Origin of the sequence: Chryseobacterium sp. ERMR1:04 (genome assembly GCF_001297705.1) — a bacterium.
Lineage (GTDB): Bacteria > Bacteroidota > Bacteroidia > Flavobacteriales > Weeksellaceae > Chryseobacterium.
Map to the genome: position 1 here is coordinate 381,510 of NZ_LIRF01000008.1, position 21,462 is coordinate 402,971.

21 protein-coding genes are annotated in these 21,462 nt (G+C 33.9%); 13 read left to right on the top strand and 8 right to left on the bottom strand.

The window, feature by feature from the left end; all coding sequences use genetic code 11:
- Nucleotides 1–106 precede the first annotated feature (106 nt).
- From AMQ68_RS18970 to AMQ68_RS18985, 4 genes are all read left to right on the top strand, one after another.
- On the top strand, nt 107–775 hold the full coding sequence (locus AMQ68_RS18970; protein ID WP_054512170.1) for a carbonic anhydrase: 669 nt from the start codon (nt 107–109) through the stop codon (nt 773–775).
- Nucleotides 776–797: 22 nt separating this feature from the next.
- Nucleotides 798–1,097: a hypothetical protein gene (locus AMQ68_RS18975; protein ID WP_054512171.1), complete on the top strand. Its 300-nt coding sequence runs from the start codon at nt 798–800 to the stop codon at nt 1,095–1,097.
- Between the two features lie 145 nt (nt 1,098–1,242).
- Entirely contained in the window at nt 1,243–2,835 is a 1,593-nt protein-coding gene (locus AMQ68_RS18980; protein ID WP_054512172.1) for a SulP family inorganic anion transporter, read from the top strand.
- Nucleotides 2,836–2,883: 48 nt separating this feature from the next.
- On the top strand, nt 2,884–3,519 hold the full coding sequence (locus AMQ68_RS18985) for a carbonic anhydrase (RefSeq protein ID WP_054512173.1): 636 nt from the start codon (nt 2,884–2,886) through the stop codon (nt 3,517–3,519).
- Nucleotides 3,520–3,689: 170 nt separating this feature from the next.
- Here AMQ68_RS18985 and AMQ68_RS18990 read toward each other — a convergent pair whose 3' ends face one another.
- Nucleotides 3,690–4,106, bottom strand: coding sequence for a transcriptional regulator (locus AMQ68_RS18990; protein ID WP_123905738.1), 417 nt, complete (start codon nt 4,104–4,106; stop codon nt 3,690–3,692).
- Nucleotides 4,107–4,126: 20 nt separating this feature from the next.
- Between AMQ68_RS18990 and AMQ68_RS18995 the strand changes: the two genes are divergently transcribed.
- Complete coding sequence (locus AMQ68_RS18995; RefSeq protein ID WP_054512174.1) at nt 4,127–4,537, top strand: hypothetical protein; 411 nt, start codon at nt 4,127–4,129, stop codon at nt 4,535–4,537.
- A gap of 188 nt (nt 4,538–4,725) precedes the next feature.
- On the opposite strand, the gene pth is transcribed toward AMQ68_RS18995, so the two are convergent.
- The 7 genes from pth to mfd all read right to left on the bottom strand — a co-directional run bounded on the left by pth (nt 4,726) and on the right by mfd (nt 13,364).
- A complete protein-coding gene (gene pth / locus AMQ68_RS19000) occupies nt 4,726–5,289 on the bottom strand; it encodes an aminoacyl-tRNA hydrolase (protein WP_054512175.1) in 564 nt (187 codons plus the stop codon).
- 90 nt (nt 5,290–5,379) lie between these two features.
- A complete protein-coding gene (locus AMQ68_RS19005; RefSeq protein ID WP_054512176.1) occupies nt 5,380–6,312 on the bottom strand; it encodes a hypothetical protein in 933 nt (310 codons plus the stop codon).
- A gap of 102 nt (nt 6,313–6,414) precedes the next feature.
- Nucleotides 6,415–7,305 (bottom strand): hypothetical protein, encoded by an 891-nt coding sequence (locus AMQ68_RS19010; protein ID WP_123905739.1) that lies wholly within the window; start codon nt 7,303–7,305, stop codon nt 6,415–6,417.
- 143 nt (nt 7,306–7,448) lie between these two features.
- The gene (locus tag AMQ68_RS19015; protein WP_054512178.1) at nt 7,449–8,213 is read right to left on the bottom strand and encodes a hypothetical protein; all 765 of its coding nucleotides are present in this window, start codon (nt 8,211–8,213) and stop codon (nt 7,449–7,451) included.
- Nucleotides 8,214–8,216: 3 nt separating this feature from the next.
- Nucleotides 8,217–9,035 (bottom strand): hypothetical protein, encoded by an 819-nt coding sequence (locus AMQ68_RS19020; RefSeq protein ID WP_054512179.1) that lies wholly within the window; start codon nt 9,033–9,035, stop codon nt 8,217–8,219.
- A 3-nt stretch (nt 9,036–9,038) separates the two neighbouring features.
- On the bottom strand, nt 9,039–9,860 hold the full coding sequence (locus AMQ68_RS19025) for a hypothetical protein (protein ID WP_054512180.1): 822 nt from the start codon (nt 9,858–9,860) through the stop codon (nt 9,039–9,041).
- 135 nt (nt 9,861–9,995) lie between these two features.
- Nucleotides 9,996–13,364, bottom strand: coding sequence for a transcription-repair coupling factor (mfd, locus tag AMQ68_RS19030; protein ID WP_054512181.1), 3,369 nt, complete (start codon nt 13,362–13,364; stop codon nt 9,996–9,998).
- Between the two features lie 252 nt (nt 13,365–13,616).
- On the opposite strand from mfd, the gene AMQ68_RS19035 reads away from it, so the two are divergent.
- The 8 genes from AMQ68_RS19035 to AMQ68_RS19070 all read left to right on the top strand — a co-directional run bounded on the left by AMQ68_RS19035 (nt 13,617) and on the right by AMQ68_RS19070 (nt 21,442).
- Nucleotides 13,617–14,009, top strand: coding sequence for a hypothetical protein (locus AMQ68_RS19035; protein ID WP_054512182.1), 393 nt, complete (start codon nt 13,617–13,619; stop codon nt 14,007–14,009).
- Between the two features lie 256 nt (nt 14,010–14,265).
- On the top strand, nt 14,266–14,556 hold the full coding sequence (locus AMQ68_RS19040; protein WP_054512183.1) for a hypothetical protein: 291 nt from the start codon (nt 14,266–14,268) through the stop codon (nt 14,554–14,556).
- Nucleotides 14,557–14,684: 128 nt separating this feature from the next.
- On the top strand, nt 14,685–16,184 hold the full coding sequence (locus tag AMQ68_RS19045) for a GH3 auxin-responsive promoter family protein (protein ID WP_054512184.1): 1,500 nt from the start codon (nt 14,685–14,687) through the stop codon (nt 16,182–16,184).
- Nucleotides 16,185–16,253: 69 nt separating this feature from the next.
- Nucleotides 16,254–16,616 carry a hypothetical protein gene (locus tag AMQ68_RS19050; RefSeq protein ID WP_054512185.1) on the top strand — a complete coding sequence of 121 codons (363 nt, stop codon included), beginning with the start codon at nt 16,254–16,256 and terminating at the stop codon, nt 16,614–16,616.
- 93 nt (nt 16,617–16,709) lie between these two features.
- Complete coding sequence (locus AMQ68_RS19055; RefSeq protein ID WP_054512186.1) at nt 16,710–17,945, top strand: MFS transporter; 1,236 nt, start codon at nt 16,710–16,712, stop codon at nt 17,943–17,945.
- A 91-nt stretch (nt 17,946–18,036) separates the two neighbouring features.
- The gene (locus tag AMQ68_RS19060; protein WP_054512187.1) at nt 18,037–18,654 is read left to right on the top strand and encodes a hypothetical protein; all 618 of its coding nucleotides are present in this window, start codon (nt 18,037–18,039) and stop codon (nt 18,652–18,654) included.
- A gap of 29 nt (nt 18,655–18,683) precedes the next feature.
- Nucleotides 18,684–19,304, top strand: a complete 621-nt coding sequence (locus tag AMQ68_RS19065; protein ID WP_054512188.1) for a type IV pilus biogenesis/stability protein PilW — start codon at nt 18,684–18,686, stop codon at nt 19,302–19,304.
- Between the two features lie 32 nt (nt 19,305–19,336).
- A complete protein-coding gene (locus tag AMQ68_RS19070) occupies nt 19,337–21,442 on the top strand; it encodes a T9SS type B sorting domain-containing protein (protein ID WP_054512189.1) in 2,106 nt (701 codons plus the stop codon).
- Nucleotides 21,443–21,462: the final 20 nt, after the last annotated feature.

Here is a 21,462-nt window from a genome sequence, read left to right on the forward strand (position 1 = left end):
TGCATTTTAACCAAAAATTATATTTTTGCATCATTATTGATTTAGTCTATTGATTTTGAAAATAATTTAAACGAAATAAATAATTACACCTTCAAATTTTTAATTTATGTCACAATCGTACGAAGTTATTTTTGAAAACAATAGAAAATGGGTAGCATCTAAAATTGCACAAGACCCTAAATTCTTCGAAGAATTAGCTAAAACTCAAAATCCGGATTATCTATATATTGGATGTTCAGACAGCCGAGTAACCGCAGAAGAATTAATGGGTACGCAGCCAGGCGAAGTTTTTGTAACGAGAAACATTGCTAATGTGGTGAATACTTTAGATATGAGTTCAACAGCTGTTATTCAGTATGCAGTAGAACATCTAAAAGTAAAACACATTATTGTTTGCGGACATTACAACTGTGGTGGTGTAAAAGCAGCAATGACCCCTCAAGATTTAGGATTATTGAATCCTTGGTTAAGAAATATTCGTGATGTGTATAGATTACACCAAGCAGAATTAGACGCTATTAATGATGAAGGTAAACATTATGACAGGCTGGTAGAACTGAATGTTCAGGAGCAATGTATCAACGTAATTAAAATGGCTTGTGTACAGGAAAGATATATTTTAGAAGAATATCCTGTAGTTCACGGCTGGGTTTTTGACCTTAGAACAGGTAAAATTATTGATTTGGAGATCGATTTTGAAAAAATCTTAAAAGACATCCAAAAAATCTATAACCTAACAGGTTCAGATTGGGTAATGAGTAAGAAAACTAAATAGTTTTTTAATAAAAGAATGTAAAATGAAATTCTGGAGTATTATTGTTTTAACGTTTTTCCTAAACTTTACAGCGCTGCCAAGCATTGCTGCAGTTTTTGGTTGGGAATTACAGAGAACCAATATTATCATCAATGAAGAAGAGCCTCATTCTCACTCCACATCTTTAGTTATTTACGAAAAGACGCTTCCAAAGCCTCTAAACGTTTTCGATTATTTAAAATTTTTCGAACCTGATCTTTCAGGTAGATCTTTTATACTGATAGATGATTCTTTTCATCTGTCTCCCCTACTCACTATATTTTCTCCGCCCCCGGAAGCTTAATTTTTAAGTACGATTCATATTTCTATTTATTCATATCAAATTTGATATCGAATACACATGCTTTAAAATTAAATTTCCAATCTTTTATCATTGAATTATGTAAAGACACATAGCTCTATGATATATTCACAGCAGTTTTCACATCATGAAAAAGACATCTTTAATAGGAGGAATTAAGGAGAATTTTCCTTCAGGCCTCGTTGTATTTTTAGTAGCACTTCCGCTTTGTTTAGGAATTGCTTTAGCGTCTGGAGCACCACCCTTGTCTGGAATTATTTCAGGAATCGTAGGTGGTCTGGTCGTAGGGTTTTTAAGTAACTCAAACATTTCAGTATCCGGTCCTGCCGCAGGTCTAACAGCGATTGTCTTAACGGCAATCACAGATCTTGGTGCCTTTAACCTTTTCCTTTCCGCAGGAATCGTGGCGGGTCTTATTCAATTAATCTTAGGCTTTGTAAAAGCAGGAAGTATTTCAAACTACTTTCCCAATAACGTTATTGAAGGGATGCTTGCCGCAATTGGTATCATCATTATTCTAAAACAAATTCCCCATGCCCTAGGATTTGATAAAGATTACGAAGGACATGAATCTATATTTGATAAAGGACTGAACTTCAATTATTTTACAGAATTATTTGGAGCAGTTCATGCGGGAGCAATTCTAGTTACATTGGTATCAGTATCTGTTCTTTTAATTTGGGATAAAGTACCTGCCTTGAAAAGAATGAAAATGCTTCCAGGAGCATTGGTTGCAGTGGTTGTAGGTATTTTATTGAATGAACTTTTTAAAATGTCCGGAAGCGGATTGGCAATTGGTACAGAGCATTTGGTTTCTTTACCTGTTCCAAAATCTGCTGACGACTTTAAAAACCTAATTACACTGCCCGACTTCGGAGGATTTACCAATCCTAAAGTATGGATCGTGGGAGCAACTATTGCCATTGTAGCTTCTATTGAAACATTACTTTGTATTGAAGCATCAGACAGATTAGATAAACAAAGAAGAATTACTGATACCAACCTAGAACTTAAAGCTCAGGGAATCGGAAACTTAATCAGCGCATTTATCGGAGGTCTTCCAATGACATCCGTTGTTGTAAGAAGTTCAGCCAATGCTAATGCAGGTGCTACTTCTAAAATGTCAGCGATGATTCATGGGGTTTTACTATTGGTTTGTGTTCTTACCATTCCGTTTATATTAAATTTAATTCCGCTTGCAACGCTTGCCGCTGTATTGATCTTGGTAGGATATAAATTAGCAAAACCGGCTACCATCATGCATTTTTGGCATTTGGGAAAATTCCAATTCATTCCATTTGTTGCGACTGTAGTTGCGATAGTGGCTACCGACTTGTTGAAAGGAGTAGGAATTGGTTTAGCCATCTCTGTTTTCTATATTCTTCAGGGAAATATGAAACGTGCTTATTATTTAAGCCGAGAAAAATTAGATGATGCAGACGAAATTAATATTAAGCTTGCTGAAGAAGTATCTTTCTTAAATAAAGCTGCCATCAAAAAAACATTAAAAAACATTAAGTCAAACTCTACAGTGACTATTGACGCGAGAGGAACTTCATATATCACAACCGATGTATTGGAGATGATTCAGGATTTCGCCAACATAAGAGCCAAAGAAGAAGATATTAATGTTGAACTTCTAGGTTTCAAAACCTCATACAGAGATTATGAAACCAATCAGGATTCTCACATCTTGATTACTCACAAAAGAGCAATGTAAGCTCAATTCCAATAATTTTTTTAACTTTAAAAAGAATAAACAAATCATATGAAAGCACATACACACGAAACTCAATCTACTATTACGCCTGAAAAAGCATTAGAAATTTTAAAAGAAGGAAACCAAAGGTTTGTAAGCAATCTAAAGGCAAACAGAGATCTTTTAGGACAGGTAAATGCTACCCGTGAAGGACAATGGCCTTTTGCAGTAATTTTAAGCTGCATAGACAGCCGTACTTCTGCAGAACTTATCTTTGATCAAGGATTGGGAGATGTTTTCAGCGTTAGAATTGCAGGTAATTTTGTAAATCAGGATATTTTAGGATCAATGGAATTTGGCTGTAACGTTGCAGGTTCCAAACTTGTTGTTGTATTGGGACACACTAAATGTGGCGCTTTAAAAGGCGGTTTAGACGCAGCACAAATCCAAGGATTAGGAATGGACAACCTTAATCATTTGATCAATCATTTCGACCCAATCATCAATGAAATCATTGAAGAAGGAGAAGAGCGTTCATCTAAAAACGGTGATCTTTTGGAAAGACTGAACCAACAAAACGTAAAAAGTGCCATCGAAGATATCCGTACCCAAAGTTCAACGCTTAAAAAGCTTGAAGACGAAGGTAAGATCAAAATAGTTGGTGCCAACTATGACGTTGAAACCGGAGTTGTAACTTGGTTATAATAAATCCCATTTACACCTCTCTATTACACACATAAAAAAGAAATAATACTATAGTTAGTTAGATTGGAAATTAATTTCTAAAGTATATAAAAAGACCATCGAAATATCGATGGTCTTTGCTTTTTTAATAAAAAATAAGATGATGCAACCCTAAACAGGCTTACTTTTATTTATTTACTTTTTAACTCTTCTTTCAATCTCTGATTTTCTTCCTTTAATAATGCAATATAATCCTGTAAATCCTTTAATACAAATTCAGGAATATTACAATAGTTATTATTATTTCCAATATAATTTCCTGAGCTATTATCAAAATTATTCATCACATTAGATGTTTCTGAATTTTCTTTTATTTCTTCAACATCTATTTCAAGAAGTTTTGCAATACGTTCCCATTCATTTTCAGTAATTCCCATTTCCCCTTTTTCCTTTCTTTGGTATAACAATTGTTCTGATTTTGCTATAGATGTCTTAAATATTGCAGGGGTTTCTACAAACAATAGCGGAAGTTGGGATAGCCCAAATAACGTTGCTTCAATTTTATCTAGTTTAGCTAACCACTCATCAGGAGGAAACGCACCTAACACTATAAGAACTTGTCCTTGATATGAAAGTTTTAAAAATTATATCTATATTTTCTTTTTTACTTATTAACGGTATACAAGAAAACGGAACCATTAATTTTGGAATAATTTTAATGTACCTATTTGCATTTCTACATGATATAACACATTTTCCTGTAATTGGGATTTTTTGGGAAGGATTTATAGCTATTACTATAATAGGAACATTGATTACTTTTATTTTATGTAGAAAGTATAAAGACAGGTACCTCCAATTATTTTGTTTTTTGTCTTTATTAATAGGAACAGTTTATCTCACAGGAGTTTCAGTTCCCGAAAATTACAAGAGAGTATCATCATCTGGATTTCTACCTACCATATCTATTTTTATAATAAGTTCTGTTTGGGTAATAATATTAAGTTTTAAGAAACCTGTTATAGAAAAAGAAGAATAAATAATTTTTTAAAAAGAAACAGCTACATCAGGCGTTTCTTTTATATTTTTAGTACATGAAAATTCTTAAAATCATTTCAGCTATTTCTTTTTTCCTTATTAGTAAAGTAAAGAAGTATAGCTCTCAATCCTAATAATATTATATAAGACAAAACCTACTAAAATGTAGGTTTTGTCTTATATAATATCTTATTTCCCGTTAAAAGCGGACATTGTATTATTGATGCCTGCAAAAACAAACGATAAACAAGCTTTAGTAAATTTTTCTATTCTTTCAGGAAGCTTCTCCGCTTCTTCTTCATTCCAGGTTCCAAGGACATAGTCTACTTGCCTACCTTCTGAAAACTCTGCAGAGATCCCAAAACGAAGTCTTGCGTAATTTTGGGTCTGAAGTACTTCATTAATATTTTTAAGTCCGTTATGACCTGCATCTGAACCTTTCATTTTCATTCTTAATGTACCAAAAGGCAACGCAAGATCATCAGTAACAATCATTACATTTTCTAAAGGAATATTTTCCTTCTGCATCCAAAATTTCACTGCATTTCCAGAAAGGTTCATATACGTATCTGGCTTTAAAATCAAAACTTTTCTGCCTTTATATTTGCCTTCTGCCATCCACCCAAAGTTGGTGGTATTAAATGATGCTTCAAGTGTTTCAGCTATTTTTTCAGCTACTTTAAATCCTATATTGTGACGTGTATTTTCATATTCCGGGCCTTTATTTCCGAGACCGACGATTAAATATTTCATGAGAAATTTTTTGCAAAATTAAGAGATAAAAAATAAAAAACTCAATCCGGTGAAGAATTGAGTTTAAATATTATGAAAAATAATTATTTCTTATAGTGGTTTATAAATAAAGTTTGTCCCAAATCCTTTTGTCACATACGTCTGTGGATCATAACGATAATCTGTAGAGAACAAAACAGGAGCCGGAATTGGCAACATAAGATCTGATACAGACATCCTCTTAGGACTATTTGGAGAAAGTATTAAACTTTTTAAATCATTTTTACTTGTAGATATAAGAACAGACACTTTATAAGCGAAAGGCAGTAATGTATACGGGCTTATCTGAGTATCATAACTTGAATATACATATCCTAGTTTTTCAGTTGGTGTACCAAATACCCCACCAGCTCCTATAAGACCAGAATGTTTTTCTGCATTAGATACATTATCTCCTATATAATCATAATTCGTTTTTGAATAGGCTGTATAGGCAAATTGAGTTCCTGAAACATCTGTTCCGGTTCTCATAGTGATCATTTTAAATTTAGCGGTAGATGCATCATACTCTAAATTAAACAAACTTTTCGTCTTTTTAAAAAGAGCAAATGGACCTAAAATTGCCGGGGGAACCGGAGTTCCTCTCTTATACACAGAACGGTTTTCTGATATAGATTCCAATCTTCCTGTATTACCATATGTAAATAACTGTGAAAACGAAGTACTGTCTTTATCTAAGATTCCATCTCCGTCCATATCAAGGAAGCCACGAAAATTGATCGTACTTACTTTGTCACCACTGAAAGTAACATCAGTAATAGATGCATGATTTCTAATGACTCTTGATAAAAGCAATCCGTTATAATGATATTCTGCGATTGTATCAGCATCCGTAATTTCTCTATATAACGCTCTTGGGCCTGTTAAACCGCTATTAGTATTCAAATCTACTAATGGATTTCCATCTTCATCCAATAAATCTTTACAAGAATGTATTGCAGAAAAACCTGCCAATAGTAAAACAAAATATAAAAGTCTTTTCATTCCTTAAGGGGGATTATTTATTTTTCCAAAAATATAATTTTTTTTTGAATAAAAAGTATATAATTATTCATATTATAGCAAACTTAGTAATTAAGTTTTTCGTTATAAAGCTTTATAGATATATTTTCCTGTCTGGTTTTGGCTTGAAATAGGATAATTCTGAGTATCATACTGATACGCCATATCTACAGATATAGATGGTGCTGGAGCCGGATACGCAAAGCTCAGATTCCCAACATTATTGGAAGATAGTCTATAAAAATTAGCTGGATGTATTAAGCTATATACCAAAAAGAAAGTTTTAGGAAGTGTTGTATACGGATTAATTTTAGAGTCATAGTTTGTAAAATTGAAAGTCGTTGCCAATGATCCCCCTGGTTGTGGATTTCCACTATTATCTGTTGCTCCCATCACAGAAACTACTTTAGTAATATTATCTCCGGTATACGTTAGCGTATTTTCTGTAAACTGACTATATACACTAGGTATTATACCTCCAGCTCCCATCTTTTTCTTTTCTATGATCTTTGTGATTTTCCCAGCAGAATCATACGTATAAAAAAAATCACTTTTTCCTGTAAGTATAGTTCCCGTAAGTAAATTAGACGTTGTTCCGGAAATTCTTCCATTCGTATCATAGCTGATGTCAAAATCATATCCTGCACCATTAGAACCCACAAACTTTATTTTCGAAATTTTATTTGCTGTATAAGTGGCAGTACCCGTAAAAAAAGAGTTCGGAGTGCTTGCATCTGTAAATATTCCTTTATCAAGAATGCCCGCATTCGTAATAAACTCTTCTACTGTAGCCCCATTACCCGTTGTTTTGCTTAAAATTCTTGGTCCGGTAATCGTTGTACCCCCGCCTCCGCTGTTGTTATTGGGAGTAGTAGTTTTGTTTTGGTTAATAGGATCGTCCGTTGTATTGTCGCACGATATAAGAAATCCGAAAACAAGCCCTAAAAGAGCTTTAAATAGAATGTTTTTTCTCATGGTTAATGATTTTTTTAATGGTGCCAAATATAATTTATTTTCCCAAATAAAAACCAAGCCATCATAAATATTAGTTTTATAATGAAAAAAGGTTTAAAAATTTACACTTTTAAACCTTCTCAACTATTATTTATTATGAAAAATTAAAATGGCTGCAATACCGATGTTGTTAATACAGATTGTGACATATCTGCATTAAGAAAAGTAGTATTTACGGCTCTTCCAATTCCTAAAGTTCCTGAATTCAAATTTCTTTTTACGCAGGCAGCTTTTACATTGTAATCCTTTTTGGGAAGAAGATTAGTAAGAGTTGCATTAAGATTAAAGATCTTATTTGTTCCATCCCCGCCTAATATTACATCAGTTCTCACTGCCTTTAACTTATCGTCTACAAAAATTCCGCAGGCAAAACTTATTGATGCATTAGCATTGGTCGTATTAGAATTAGGATTAATCGTTTTTTGAGCAGTCGTTTGAAAAGTAAAGGTTACTTTATTTTCTGCATTTGTAATAGAAAATTTACCTACGGTTCCAGTCAAAACTGTCCAATTTGCATTATAATCTAAGTTTTCTGCATATGGACTTGTAGAGCCATTATTACCCGTAAAACGTGCACCTACTTTATCAAAAACTGTAGTCATAGAAAAAAGAGACATACTTCCCATCCCATCAGCAACTTTTACATCTTTCCAATCATTAATATTCAAATTTGCATTATTGTGAAAGAGTGTTCCTTTTGGTCCCGAAGAACCTTTAGTAGCTGCGGAAGCGCCTATTCTAATTTCCTTTCTTACATTCAAGTCTCCATTTATATCTAATCTATTTACTGGTGCAGCCGTATTAATACCCACTTGAGCACTTAATAAAGCTCCAAAGAATAGCAAGCTTATTAACAATATTTGTTTCATGATTTAGTTTGTTACTGTATTAAACACCTGAGGTACCTCATAAACATCTACTTTAAGTGATGATTGAGAGATGAAAGAATCAATATTAGCCGCAACACTAGTTCCTATTCCTAATGTTACTGGAGTATTACTATTTATGTTATAAGATTCCAATCTTGAACAGGCCACGCTTACGGTATGATCTCCTTTTGAAAGATTTTCCACAAGACCAATTTGGTTGTGCGTAAGGAAAGGATTGGATGCACTACTTGCCTTAATATTTCCCTGTCTTAAATTCACCAGTTTATCATCTACAAAAATCCCACAACCGTAATCAATGGAATTATCTGTGTTTCCAACGGTTCCAAAATCAGCATGAACAACGGTTTCAAACTGAAAATAGGTCTTACTTTGTGTACTAAATACTTTGAAAACTTTAGTCAGCCCAGGTATTTTCTTAAACTGTCCAAAAGTACTGAACGTATTGTTTTTAGTAAAAGAAGCAGAACGTGAAGTAGGAGCAGACTCTTCAGAATCCGTAAATTTCACCCCTTCTCTATCGGAAAACGAGTTATTAAAAATTAAATAAAATTTATTGGCTTCATAATCAGGAATACGAAGTGTTTTCCATGTAGGAGCATTTCCTTCGCCTTGTGAAACTAAAAGTTGATCATCTCTACCTTCAGAAAGCTTATTATTAGCATCTTGAACCACTAATTTACCTCTAAGATTATAGTTACCATTCACATCCAACATTGCTTTAGGAGCCGGTGTATTGATTCCAACTTGAGCAGAGAGTGATAATCCTACTGTAGAGAATAGGATAAATAATATATTTTTCATTGATTAATTTACTTGGTAGGTTACAAATTCAATAAGATCGATCTTGAATGCAGATTCTAAAGTAAATGCATTAGAAAGATTGCCATTACCTTCTACATTACGCCCAATAGCAAACTGAGCGTTGTTATTAGATACATTAATTTTCCTGCATGCAACTTCAATCTTTTGTACCCCTACCGGAACGTCTGGTTCCGTGTAATTTAACGTGAAAATATAATCTTGGATTCCTTTCTTTTCAGAATTATTGTTTGAAGAAATTTTGTCCGGACGTACCGCTACAAGTTTACCATTTCGGAAAATACCACACGTAAAGCTTACATTCTGAGATGCATTTGCCGTTGAGGCTTTCATTTCAACTCCGGTTTGGAACTGATAAGTAAGTCTGTTCAGCCCGTTTTTAATCGTAAAATTATTCTCAAGACCCGCAATTTTCACCCATGTTCCTTTGCTTGCATCAGTGATATCATCTCCAATACTATTTTTGTAAATAGCATCACCAGAAATCCCGTTAGAAAGAGAGGCAACACCTACTTGATCTGATGATAAATATGAATTGATTAATTTGTACTGTCCTTCCTCCATAAAGGTGACATTCAGAGTTTTCCATTGAGGAGATACTCCATCTCCCTGGGAAACCAAAACTTGGCCGTTTAAACCGGCATTACCAACTTGGGTAGAAGTACCACCCACTCTAAGTTCTTTTCTTAAGGTGGTCTTCCCGTTGACATCGAGAGTTGTTTGAGGGATGTTTATCCCAACGCCCACCTGCGCATAGGTATAGACCGAAAACAGCCCAACCACGCATAAATACATAGCTTTTTTCATAATAAGGGCTGCAAAGGTATAAAATATTATACAAAAAGTAGAATTAACTTAATGTAAGTTAATAGAAATAAGTTAATTACGCTATAGAATTTATAGCATATAAAAGTAGAATTATTTCTACTTTTAGCGAATTATCTAGTCGTTTTTTAGGATAGATTTTAGTAGATTATTCACCTCATCGACATTTATCACCTTGTCTTTTCTCATCATAAGGTGATTTCCTTCCTTGCTTACTTTCTCCTTCAGTTGGGCTTCTGCAGGATTTGAGGTTAGGTAACTAATTATGTTTTTAAACTTGCTTGTTTGGTAAAATTTGTCTTGAGGGTTGCCCGGAAAGTAGCCTAAAAACACTCCATTTTTCATGACAATTTTCTCAAAACCGATGTCGGAAGCGAGCCATTTTAACGAAACACTTTTTAATAAATTAATTGCTTCTTTTGGTAATTTTCCAAAACGATCGATCAATTCCAGCTCGAATTTTTGCAAATCTGCCTCATTATTGATCTCTGCAAGTTTCTGATAAAGCAATAATCGCTCTTCGGTATTCGATATATAAAAATCGGGAAGCATTAATTCTAAATCAGTATCAATATTCACATCTTTTACCGATTTAAAGAGCTTGTTACGATCTTCCTCATTATCAAATAAGTTCTCAAAATCCTTATCATCTTTTAGTTCTTCAAGAGCTTCCTGCATCAGTTTTTGATAGGTTTCAAAGCCCATTTCATTGATAAATCCACTTTGTTCAGCACCTAACAAATCTCCAGCACCACGAATCTCCAAATCTTTCATGGCAATCTGGAAACCACTTCCAAGATCTGAAAACTGTTCAATCGCTTCAAGACGCTTCCTCGCATCCGATGTAATCATATCATAAGGCGGAGTAATTAAATAACAAAAAGCTTTTCTGTTGCTTCGTCCTACCCTTCCTCTCATCTGGTGAAGATCTGCCATCCCAAATCTTTGAGCATCATTAATAAAGATGGTATTGGCATTAGGAACATCTACTCCACTTTCGATAATCGTTGTAGAAACCAGAACGTCATATTTACCTTCCATAAAATCCAGAACGTTTTTCTCGAGTTGCTTTCCTTCCATTTGTCCGTGACCAATGATTACTCGCGCATCAGGAACCAGTCGCTGAATTAATCCTGCAATATCTTTAAGGTTTTCAATTCTATTATTAATAAAATAAACCTGTCCGTCTCTTTGTAATTCGTAAGACACCGCATCACGAATGGTTTCTTCATTAAAACCAACAAGTTGCGTATCCACAGGCTGCCTGTTTGGTGGTGGTGTTTTAATAACTGATAGATCTCGGGCTGCCATCAATGAAAACTGCAAGGTTCTAGGAATTGGCGTTGCCGTTAAAGTCAAGGTATCAACATTGCTTTTAAGTGTTTTCAGTTTATCTTTTACTGAAACTCCAAACTTATGCTCTTCATCAATAATCAACAACCCTAAATCTTTAAACTTAACACTTGCGCTTGCCAACTGATGTGTTCCTATAATAATATCAACTTTTCCATCTTTCAGATCAGCCAAAGTTTCAGATTTCTGCTTGGCAGTTCTGAATCGGTTAACATAAGAAACTGTAACTGGAAAATCTTTTAATCTTTCTTTAAAACTTCTATAATGTTGAAAAGCCAAGATAGTTGTCGGAACCAAAATAGCTACCTGTTTACCATCTGTTGCCGCTTTGAATGCAGCACGCACAGCCACTTCCGTTTTACCGAAACCAACGTCTCCGCAAACTAATCTGTCCATCACCGTATCTGCCTCCATATCCTTTTTAACGTCAATGGTTGCTTTTTCCTGATCCGGAGTATCTTCATAAATAAAACTGGCTTCCAATTCATTTTGCAGATAAGAATCTGGTGTAAAAGCAAAACCTTTAGCCGTTTTTCTTTGAGCATACAATCTGATAAGATCAAAAGCAATCTGTTTTACTTTAGCTTTTGTTTTCTGTTTCAATGATTTCCAACTCGGCGATCCCAACTTACTTAGAACAATTTCTTTTCCATCGGGCCCATTGAATTTTGAAATCTTATGAAGGGAATGAATACTTACATATAATAAGTCTCCATTTTTATAGGTCAGTTTAAAACATTCCTGAATTTTACCGTCGTTATTCACCTTTACCAATCCCATGAATTTTCCTATTCCATGATCGATATGAGCAATATAATCTCCAATTTTAAGAGACATTAAATCTTTTAAAGTAAGCTGTTCAGATTTAGCAAAATTATTTTTCGCTTTATATCGTTGATAACGGTCAAAGATCTGGTGATCTGTATACACCAAAATTTTGTGATCACTATCTACAAAACCTTCATGAAGCTCAGACTTAAAGCTTTTAAAAGGCACTTCATGTTCCAGTTCTTCAAAAATTGACTGAAGTCTTTCCCTTTGCTTCTCCGTAGAAAAAGAGATCCAGGTATCAAAACCTTCTTCTTGCTTTTCTTCTAAATCTTCAATGAGTAATTCAAAGTTTTTATGAAAAGAAGGCTGTGAAGTCTGATCAATTTTAATCTCCGTAATATCTTTCAGCCCTTCAATCGCAACACTGCTAAAATCAATGGTTTTAAATTTTTTATAATCAAATAAAAACTCCTGATCAGAAATAAATAATTCCTTTGGTGCTCTATGAGCTATATCTTTGCTTAAAGCTTCGAATTTCTCTAAAGATTTTTCGTAAAACGTTTTAATTCTTTGAATCCCAACAAGTCCATTTTTAGAAACAATAAAACTCTCTTTCGGTAATAATTGAAGTAAAGAAACTCTGGTCCCTCCTACTGAAAAATTCATATTAGAAACCAATTGAAGCTCTTTTACTTTCTCTATAGAAAGTTGTGTTTCAATATCAAATGTTTTTATGCTTTCAACCTCATTTCCAAAGAAAGTAATACGGTAAGGCTTTTCATAAGAATAAGAAAATACGTCTACAATCCCTCCTCTTACGGAAAACTCTCCGGGTTCAGAAACAAAATCTGTTTGCTGAAAGTTATAATGTGTAAGCAATTCATCCACAAAATCAAAGTCAAGTTGGTCGCCTACTTTGATCTGATGAGAAATAGCTTTAAAATCTTCTTTCTTCAACACTTTTTCCGATAAAGCACCCGAATAGGCAACAATTACCTTTGGAGATTTGCTTGAATTTATTTTATTTAAAACCTCGGTTCTCAACACCAAATTGGCATTCTGCGTTTTCTCAACCTGATAAGGCTCAAGATGCGTTGCAGGAAAATACAAGACTTTTTCTTTCCCCAACAAATCTTCCATCTCCGTATTGACATAAAGAGCGTCTTCTTTATCATCAATTATATAAAGAACGGTATGTTTCTGGGTTAAAAAAAGCTCGGCAACAAAAATAGAAGCCGAAGATCCTGCACTTCCTCTTACAGAAATGTGTTGATTATTTTCCAGTTGAGCAAAAATCTCTTTTCCAAATTCCTTTTGTAATAAATCTGGAAGAAACTTTTCGTTGATTGTTTTTAACTGCATAAATAGTAACGGTATAAACGCCAAAAGCGATTTCGGGAGTTTTCCGAAACCGTTTAAGACAAAACAAAGGTAAGGATATTTTTTTTCTCTAAAATCATGATTGTGATTTACACAAAATTTAAACTATACCGATAAAAACCTCCTAAATCACAATAAATGCCAAAAAATTTAATTAAAAGTTAAAACGTAAAAAATCCCTATCCATGGCATAATGTTTGAAAGTTCCCCCACTTAACATTTAAACGAAAAATGATGCAAAAAACAATTAAAGCTTTAGGAATTTTTATGCTGGTACTTTTTACAGCAATCTCTTTTTCATCTTGTAGTAGCGAGGACGATGTAACCAAAGACGATGTTTTCGCCGGAGTTTACAAAGGAAGTGTTTCTTATAAAGATGCAGACAAAAACATCAGCACAACCGAAGGAAGTGTTTTTGTAACCAAAGTTGTAAGCGGAACCAAATATAACTTTGCTTTCTCTAACGACATTCCTGCTCTTAACGGAATTGATTTTGAACAAAAGGGAGCTAATACCATAATTATGGTAGGTTCAAATGCAACAGCTTACGTAAGAGTTGAAAACAATCAGGTGAAAATATTATACACCAAAGACGGTAAAACTTGGACTGCTGACTGCAAACGTTAAACTAACTATTTAGACACATACTAAGACCTGTTTTCATTTTTGAAAGCAGGTCTTTTATTTTTAAACACAACACAAAATTTATTTTTTTTAAAATTGTTTTTGATCCTCTGATATTCCAGAAGGCTCTGATAGATTATTAAACAGCTTTAATTTTTTTTTAAGCTGTAATAAACTTTAGTTAAGTTTCTAAACGTTAGATTTTTCAGCCTAATTTTTGCATAACTTTGATTCAACAAAAACAAATAATACAATTATTATGAAAAAATTAATAACTGCAATGACACTAGTATTAGGACTAGGGTTTGCAACTGCTCAACAAGCTGCTCCTGCAACAGCTTCTAAAGCTCATCAACAGGTAACAAAACCTGCTAAAATGGTAGACGCTAAAGCTGTAAAAGCAACAGATACCAAAGTAGCAAAACCAGCAGCCCCGTCTACAACAGCTGTTAAAATGAAAAAAGACGGTACTCCTGATAAGAGATATAAAGACGCTCAACATCTAAAAAAAGATGGTACCCCAGACAAAAGGTATAAAGAAAACAAATAAACTCAACTTATAGTTGTTATTTTCATAATCAAATTTCGAAGAACCGATGATACTCATTCATCGGTTTTTTTTATTTCATATTTCATTAAAATGTCATCAAATTATTTAGTTATTTATAAATTTGAACCATGTTAAACTTTTTCAAGAAAAATATAGCACTGGTTTGGGCAAAAAAGCATGTTCAAAAGGCTGAAGAATTCAAACAAAATTCGGGGAAAAACCAAGAAGAATTACTTTTATCTTTGGTAGAAACGGCTAAAAAAACACTGTTTGGAAGAGAGCATGATTTTGAAAACATTCACTCAATAAAAGAGTTTCAGGAAAAAGTTTCTATTGCAGACTATGAAGACCTTAAACCCTATATTGAAAGAGTAAAAAAAGGTCAGGCCAATATTCTATGGACAGAAACTCCGGAATATTTTGCTAAAACTTCAGGTACGACTTCGGGATCAAAATATATTCCGATTTCTAAAGAAGCCATGCCTTACCAAATTGCAGGAGCTCAAAGTGCTTTATTCCATTATATTGCACAGAAAAACAGTGCTGAATTTGTGAAAGGCAAAATGATCTTTCTACAGGGAAGTCCTGAATTAGAAGAAGTTTTCGGCATAAAAACAGGACGCCTTTCTGGGATCGTTGCACATCACATCCCAAATTATCTACAGAAAAACCGTTTACCGAGTTGGGAAACCAATATGATCGACGACTGGGAAACCAAAGTTGAAAAAATAGTTGAGGAGACCGAAAAAGAAAACATGACGCTGATCTCTGGAATTCCACCTTGGTTAATCATGTATTTTGAAAAATTAATTGAAAAGAACGGCAAAAAGATCAAGCAAATTTTTCCTAATCTTCAATTGATCGTTACAGGTGGAGTAAATTATGAACCTTACCGCGATAAAATGGAAGAATTATTGGGTGGGAAAGTTGATATCATTCAAACATTCCCTGCTTCAGAAGGTTTTTTCGCTTTTCAGGATGATTATACAAAAGAGGGACTTTTGCTTTTAACCAATCATGGAATTTTCTATGAGTTTATTCCCTTGGAAGAATATGGCAAACCCAATGCAAGAAGATTAACGCTAAAAGAAATTGAACTGAATAAAGATTATGCATTGATCTTAACAACGAATTCAGGTTTGTGGGCGTATTCCATTGGTGATGTGGTAAGGTTTATTGATAAAAATCCGTACAGAATTTTAGTAAGCGGAAGGACAAAACATTTTACTTCAGCTTTCGGGGAACATGTTATTGCTTTTGAAGTGGAAGAAGCTCTTAAAGCAACCTTAGAAAAATATCCCGCACAAATTACCGAGTTTCATCTCGCCCCACAGGTAAATCCTACAGAAGGACTTCCCTATCATGAATGGTTCATAGAATTTGACAAAGAACCCGAAAATTTGGAAATCTTTAAAGATGAACTTGATGAACAGCTAAGAAAACGCAATACCTATTATGATGATTTGATTTCTGGAAATATTCTCCAAAAACTTCATATCAGCAGATTAAAAAAGAATGCTTTTCATGAATATGCAAAATCTCAAGGAAAATTGGGCGGTCAAAATAAAACTCCAAGACTGGCAAATGATAGAAAAATCGCAGATTTATTAGAAATCTATAAATTTTAAACACATTTTTTTAATTCAGGAAACGTTTATTCGAAAAAAATTATAAATTTGGAAAACTAAAAAATAAGAATGAAAGCATCTGTACTTTTAAAATCATCTTTGTTAACTTCATTATTTGTAATTTCATCTTGTGCAACTACAAAATATACCGAAGACATTTCTAAGAATAATTATTCTAACCTTGAAGCAGGAAAAATGTATGTGGTTAAAATGAAAGACGGTTCTAAAAATCAAAAAATGCTATTCCGCAACATAGATGGCAATAATCTTATGGGTACAGCCGGGAAAAAAGACAGCACAGAAGTTATCATTCCAAAATCTAATGTAGCATCTGTAAGAGACAGCAGAAAAGCTAGAATTACTGCCGGTGCGGTTGTAATTGGGGCAGCAGGCGTTGCAGCATTAGTTTTAAGTTCTTCAAGAGCTGACTAAAATAGATTTTATCTTTCAGCTTCCATTTGATTTATCATTTAAAAAATCACGATATCACTAGCCTTAAATGAATATTTAGGGCTATTTTTGTGAATGATTTCGTTTACCCCGCTAAAAACATTGCAAAATGTTGAATTCAGGAATCTTCTTACAGGAAGATTTTTTATCGTTTTAGCCTTTAGAATGCTCGCTACTTTACTTGGATGGTGGGTGTATCAATTAACAAAAGATCCTTTTTCAATTGGTTTGATTGGTCTTTCGGAAGTAATTCCGGCCGTAAGCTGTGCTTTATACGCAGGCCATGTTATTGATATGAATGAAAAAAAGAGGCTCCTGCTCATCTGTAATTACACCTATGTTTTTCTAATTGGCTTATTGCTGATTCCGGCATTCCTAAATGTAGAAATGCATTTTACCGGACACCAGATTACCTATTTCATCTACGCTGTTATTTTTTTCACAGGAATTGCACGAGCTTTTATCGGACCTATTGTCCCTTCTATGATTCCAAAAATCGTTAAAAAAGAAAATCTACCGAATGCCGTCACTCTAAATCAGGCCACTTTCCTGATATCATCTGTTTGCGGACATGCAGTTGGGGGATTTCTTATTGGTTATTTTGGAGTAAAATGGACCTTAGTTGTTATTATATCATTAATATTTTTCGCTTCATTATTTTTCTGGCAATTAAAAAAACAATATTCTGAACACAAAAAAGAAGAAGTAAATGTGGTTGAAAGTATGCGCGAAGGAATTTCTTACATCTTTAAAACCAAAGAGATTCTAGGTGCGTTATGTCTTGATATGTTTGCTGTTCTCTTCGGAGGAGCCGTTGCAATGATCCCCGTATTTGCTACCGACATTCTAAAAGTAGGTGCCGAAGGTTTCGGATTATTAAATGCTGCTTCGGATATTGGTTCGATGTGTATCATAATAATGTTATCTATTATTCCGTTAAGGAAAAACCAGGGTAAGATATTGCTTGTGGTAGTAACCGGATTTGGATTGTGTATTATAGGTTTTGGATTATCTCATATATATTGGCTTTCATTTATGTTTTTGGTATTAAGCGGAATGCTCGATGGAATTTCTGTTGTAATACGAGGAACTATAGTTCAGTTGAAGACACCAGATCACATAAGAGGACGTGTTTTAAGTGTGAATTCCATTTTTATTATGTCTAGTAATGAGATGGGCCAATTTGAAAGTGGAGTTATGGCAAAACTACTTGGCGTAGTGCGCTCTGTAGTATTTGGAGGAACGATGACGGTATTGGTTGCTTTGCTTGTAGCAAGCACAAATCCCAAGCTTAGAAAAATGCAATATTAAAACTTATAAGTGTGATTTATTAAATAAATCACAAAAACTTCGATTCAACGTTAATAATTATTTATATTTGCTTTATAAAATCTCCCCCTTTATGAAAAAAATTCTACTAATTTTAGGCTTTTTTATGGCCGCTTCTTGGGCAGACGCTCAAGTTTACATAGAAAAAGACTTTCAACAATCTGTTTTACAAGTAAATACTTCTAAAACAAGAAGTGATTACGATAACCTTTTTCAAAAGTTTTCTAAATTCACGAGTACCAAAACTTCAGAAAGATGGCAAGCTTACTATTATGCTGCTGTTTCAATGTATCTTAAAACAGAGGTACAATTAGATCAAACTACTCACGAAGACCTTTCAGCATCTAATGCACTTGCTACAAAATTTGCTAATGGAGCAACTTCTCAGCAAGATAATGCAGAAGTTAATATATTACTTGGATTGATCTATTTTCAGAAAATACAAATCAACCCTTCTAGCAATACACAAAAAGATCTAGATCTTATTTCACAAACAATAGCAAAAGCAGAAGCAACAACGCCAAACAATCCTAGATTAGCAATTTTAAAAGCTAGAATGAAAGAAAAATCAGGAGACAAATCTGCTGCAGAACTCCTTCTGAAAAAAGCAACAAGCGGATTTGGAAGTAAGAATTCTTCGGACAATACTGCACCAATGTGGGGCAGACAGTTAATTCAATCAAATAAATAAAGAATTAGAAAATTTTAAATCTACCCTTTATGAAAAAAATTCTACTTATTTTAAGTTTTTTTGTAGCAGGCATTTCAGTAAATGCTCAATCCTACACAGAAAAAGACTTTCAACAATCTGTTTCGCAAATAAATACAGCTAAAACAAGAAGTGATTACGACAACCTATTTCAAAAGTTTTTTAAATTCACAAGTACTAAAACTTCAGAAAAATGGCAAGCTTACTATTATGCTGCTGTTTCAATTTATCTTAAAACTGAAATGCAATTAAAAGATACATCAGCACAAAATCTTGGTGAATCTAATGCAATGGCTCAAAAATTCGCCATAGCTGCATTGACCTCTCAACCAAACAATGCTGAAATCAATACATTAATAGGGTTGATTTATTTTCAGAAGATACAGATGAATATTTCTCAGGATGTACAAAAAGACACAGATGTTATTGCTAAAACTATTGCAAAAGCTGAAGAAAGTTCACCAGACAACCCTAGACTGGTAATTCTAAAGGCTAAATTAAAAGAAAAATCCGGAGATAAAGCAGATGCTGAAATCCTTTTTCAAAAAGCACAAAGCGGTTTTGAAAAAGAAAACTCTTCAGACATTACCTCACCAACATGGGGCAGACAGTTAATTCAATCAACTAAATAATCTAAGGATTAAAAAACTTTAAACTGATCAAAATGAAAAAATATCTACTGGTCTTTCTATTTTTTGCAACTCAAATGTTTTATGCACAGCAAGACTGCGCTACCGCTATACCAATATGTAGTGATGCTGCTATTTCCTTAACACCTAATGGCTGGGGGAACATTAAAGAAGGTACAGTTGGTTGCTTGGGTCCAATTGGAGAGACAAACTCCATTTGGCTTACTTTCAGCATACAAACAGCCGGAACTTTAACCTTTCTCGTTACGCCTACAGGCCCTAATGCCACTAATATCGATTATGATTTTGCACTCTATGGACCTAATCACAATTGTGCTAATTTAACAGCAACCCCTTTAAGATGTTCATATGCAGGTCTTGTTAATTTTGGAGCCGTTAACCCTACTGGATTAAGTATGACAGCTACAGCTACAAGCGAAAACGGAACAGGAACAGGTTTTGTGAAATATATAGATGTGCTTCCAGGGCAAGTTTATCACTTACTTTTGAATAACTTCTCTACTCAAATTTCACCATTTACATTATCTTTTGGAGGTACAGCAACATTACTAACTCCTTTTGACAACAATTCATCTCATATATATCAACCTAACCCATTTTTACAGCCTGGCCCAACACAAAATGGAGAAATTCCTATTTGTGGCAATCCTGTAAATTTCGATTTCTCAACACTTTCAACACATATCCTAAATAGCAATCCTAATTTTATTGTCAAATATTATAGAAGTGCTACTGATGCTATAGATGATATAAATCCTATAACCACTCCTGAATCGGTAAATACAACTACGACTTATAGCTATGCTATTACTTATGTTGACCCTAGCAGCCCCACAAGTTTTTTAAATCAGTGTAGGGAGTTCGGCACAATAAAATTCCTTGACAAATCTTTTAAACTATCACCAGCAGCATTAACTTCTTGTAGTAATAATAATTCGGGAACAGCATTATATGATCTTACAACAGCCAATGTAAATGCAACCCCTAATCTTACATTAAAATATTACCCGTCATTAGCCGCTGTAAATGCTGGAATTAGTGAAATAACAAATCCTTATCAATACACTTCTGCTGCAGGATCTGCCTATGTAAAAGCAACTAATGAATTTGGATGTACAGACATTGCAGAAATTAAATTAAATTTTTTCCCAATTGTAACCGTAAATGACGTTACTTTAAGATCTTGTTTTATTGAAACAAATCCTTCAACAGCTTTATTTAATCTTACTATAGCCGCCGTATCAACTCAGGCAGGAACTACTAAAAAATACTATCCTTCTTTAACAGATGCGATCAACGGAACCAATGAAATTCCTCCTGCGCAAGCATTAGCATATATTTCTCCAAATGGAGTTATCTACATTAAAGTATCCAATGCAAATGGATGTTATGCTGTTGCAAAAGTAACATTAACCGTAATTGCCCCTGTTTATTCTGCTGTTTTAAAAGACAAAATCATTTGTATTGAAGATAAAACCACATTAGATGCAGGTCCCGGATTTAGTTCATACGAATGGAGTACAGGAGCTACAACTCAATCCATTGCCAATGTTGGAGTAGGTACTTATTGGGTAAAGCTGAAAACAGGAGACTGTACTGCACTTCAAACAGTAAAAATCTACCCATCTGAGCAACCAGTAATTTCTAGTATTGACATTTCAACTACTACTCTTACAGCATACGTTATAGGTGGGACCGCTCCCTATAAATACTCAATAGATAATATCAACTGGCAAGACTCCAATGTATTCGCTAATGTACCAAGAGGAAACACTACCGTTTATGTGAAAGACTCTTATGATTGTGATCCTATTGAAGTGGAGGTAGTTGTACCTAATATCATCAATGTAATCACTCCAAACGGAGATGGCATCAATGATGTGATTGATTATTCTGCATTAGCAAGTAAGAAAAATCTTATATTCAGTATTTTTGACAGATATGGTGCCAAAATCTTCCAAGCTGATAAAAGCAATGGATATAAATGGGGAGGTACTACGATTGATGGTAAAAAACTATCTACAGGTAATTACTGGTATTCTGTAACATGGAATGAGAACGATAAGAAAAGTACTCCTTTCAAATATTCAGGATGGATATTGGTAAAAAACAGAGAATAATTAATAATACATACAAAAAC

What these genes read in the sequence shown, in the direction of transcription:
- AMQ68_RS19045 (WP_054512184.1), top strand. Translation starts at nt 14,685, where the DNA reads ATGTTAAACTTTTTCAAGAAAAATATAGCACTGGTTTGGGCAAAAAAG.
- AMQ68_RS18995 (WP_054512174.1), top strand. Translation starts at nt 4,127, where the DNA reads ATGAAAGTTTTAAAAATTATATCTATATTTTCTTTTTTACTTATTAAC.
- AMQ68_RS19040 (WP_054512183.1), top strand. Translation starts at nt 14,266, where the DNA reads ATGAAAAAATTAATAACTGCAATGACACTAGTATTAGGACTAGGGTTT.
- AMQ68_RS19025 (WP_054512180.1), bottom strand. Translation starts at nt 9,860, where the DNA reads ATGAAAAAAGCTATGTATTTATGCGTGGTTGGGCTGTTTTCGGTCTAT.
- AMQ68_RS19035 (WP_054512182.1), top strand. Translation starts at nt 13,617, where the DNA reads ATGCAAAAAACAATTAAAGCTTTAGGAATTTTTATGCTGGTACTTTTT.
- AMQ68_RS19005 (WP_054512176.1), bottom strand. Translation starts at nt 6,312, where the DNA reads ATGAAAAGACTTTTATATTTTGTTTTACTATTGGCAGGTTTTTCTGCA.
- AMQ68_RS19070 (WP_054512189.1), top strand. Translation starts at nt 19,337, where the DNA reads ATGAAAAAATATCTACTGGTCTTTCTATTTTTTGCAACTCAAATGTTT.
- AMQ68_RS18985 (WP_054512173.1), top strand. Translation starts at nt 2,884, where the DNA reads ATGAAAGCACATACACACGAAACTCAATCTACTATTACGCCTGAAAAA.
- AMQ68_RS19015 (WP_054512178.1), bottom strand. Translation starts at nt 8,213, where the DNA reads ATGAAACAAATATTGTTAATAAGCTTGCTATTCTTTGGAGCTTTATTA.
- AMQ68_RS19060 (WP_054512187.1), top strand. Translation starts at nt 18,037, where the DNA reads ATGAAAAAAATTCTACTAATTTTAGGCTTTTTTATGGCCGCTTCTTGG.
- AMQ68_RS19065 (WP_054512188.1), top strand. Translation starts at nt 18,684, where the DNA reads ATGAAAAAAATTCTACTTATTTTAAGTTTTTTTGTAGCAGGCATTTCA.
- AMQ68_RS18980 (WP_054512172.1), top strand. Translation starts at nt 1,243, where the DNA reads ATGAAAAAGACATCTTTAATAGGAGGAATTAAGGAGAATTTTCCTTCA.
- pth (WP_054512175.1), bottom strand. Translation starts at nt 5,289, where the DNA reads ATGAAATATTTAATCGTCGGTCTCGGAAATAAAGGCCCGGAATATGAA.
- mfd (WP_054512181.1), bottom strand. Translation starts at nt 13,364, where the DNA reads ATGCAGTTAAAAACAATCAACGAAAAGTTTCTTCCAGATTTATTACAA.
- AMQ68_RS19055 (WP_054512186.1), top strand. Translation starts at nt 16,710, where the DNA reads ATGATTTCGTTTACCCCGCTAAAAACATTGCAAAATGTTGAATTCAGG.
- AMQ68_RS19050 (WP_054512185.1), top strand. Translation starts at nt 16,254, where the DNA reads ATGAAAGCATCTGTACTTTTAAAATCATCTTTGTTAACTTCATTATTT.
- AMQ68_RS18970 (WP_054512170.1), top strand. Translation starts at nt 107, where the DNA reads ATGTCACAATCGTACGAAGTTATTTTTGAAAACAATAGAAAATGGGTA.
- AMQ68_RS18975 (WP_054512171.1), top strand. Translation starts at nt 798, where the DNA reads ATGAAATTCTGGAGTATTATTGTTTTAACGTTTTTCCTAAACTTTACA.
- AMQ68_RS19020 (WP_054512179.1), bottom strand. Translation starts at nt 9,035, where the DNA reads ATGAAAAATATATTATTTATCCTATTCTCTACAGTAGGATTATCACTC.
- AMQ68_RS19010 (WP_123905739.1), bottom strand. Translation starts at nt 7,305, where the DNA reads ATGAGAAAAAACATTCTATTTAAAGCTCTTTTAGGGCTTGTTTTCGGA.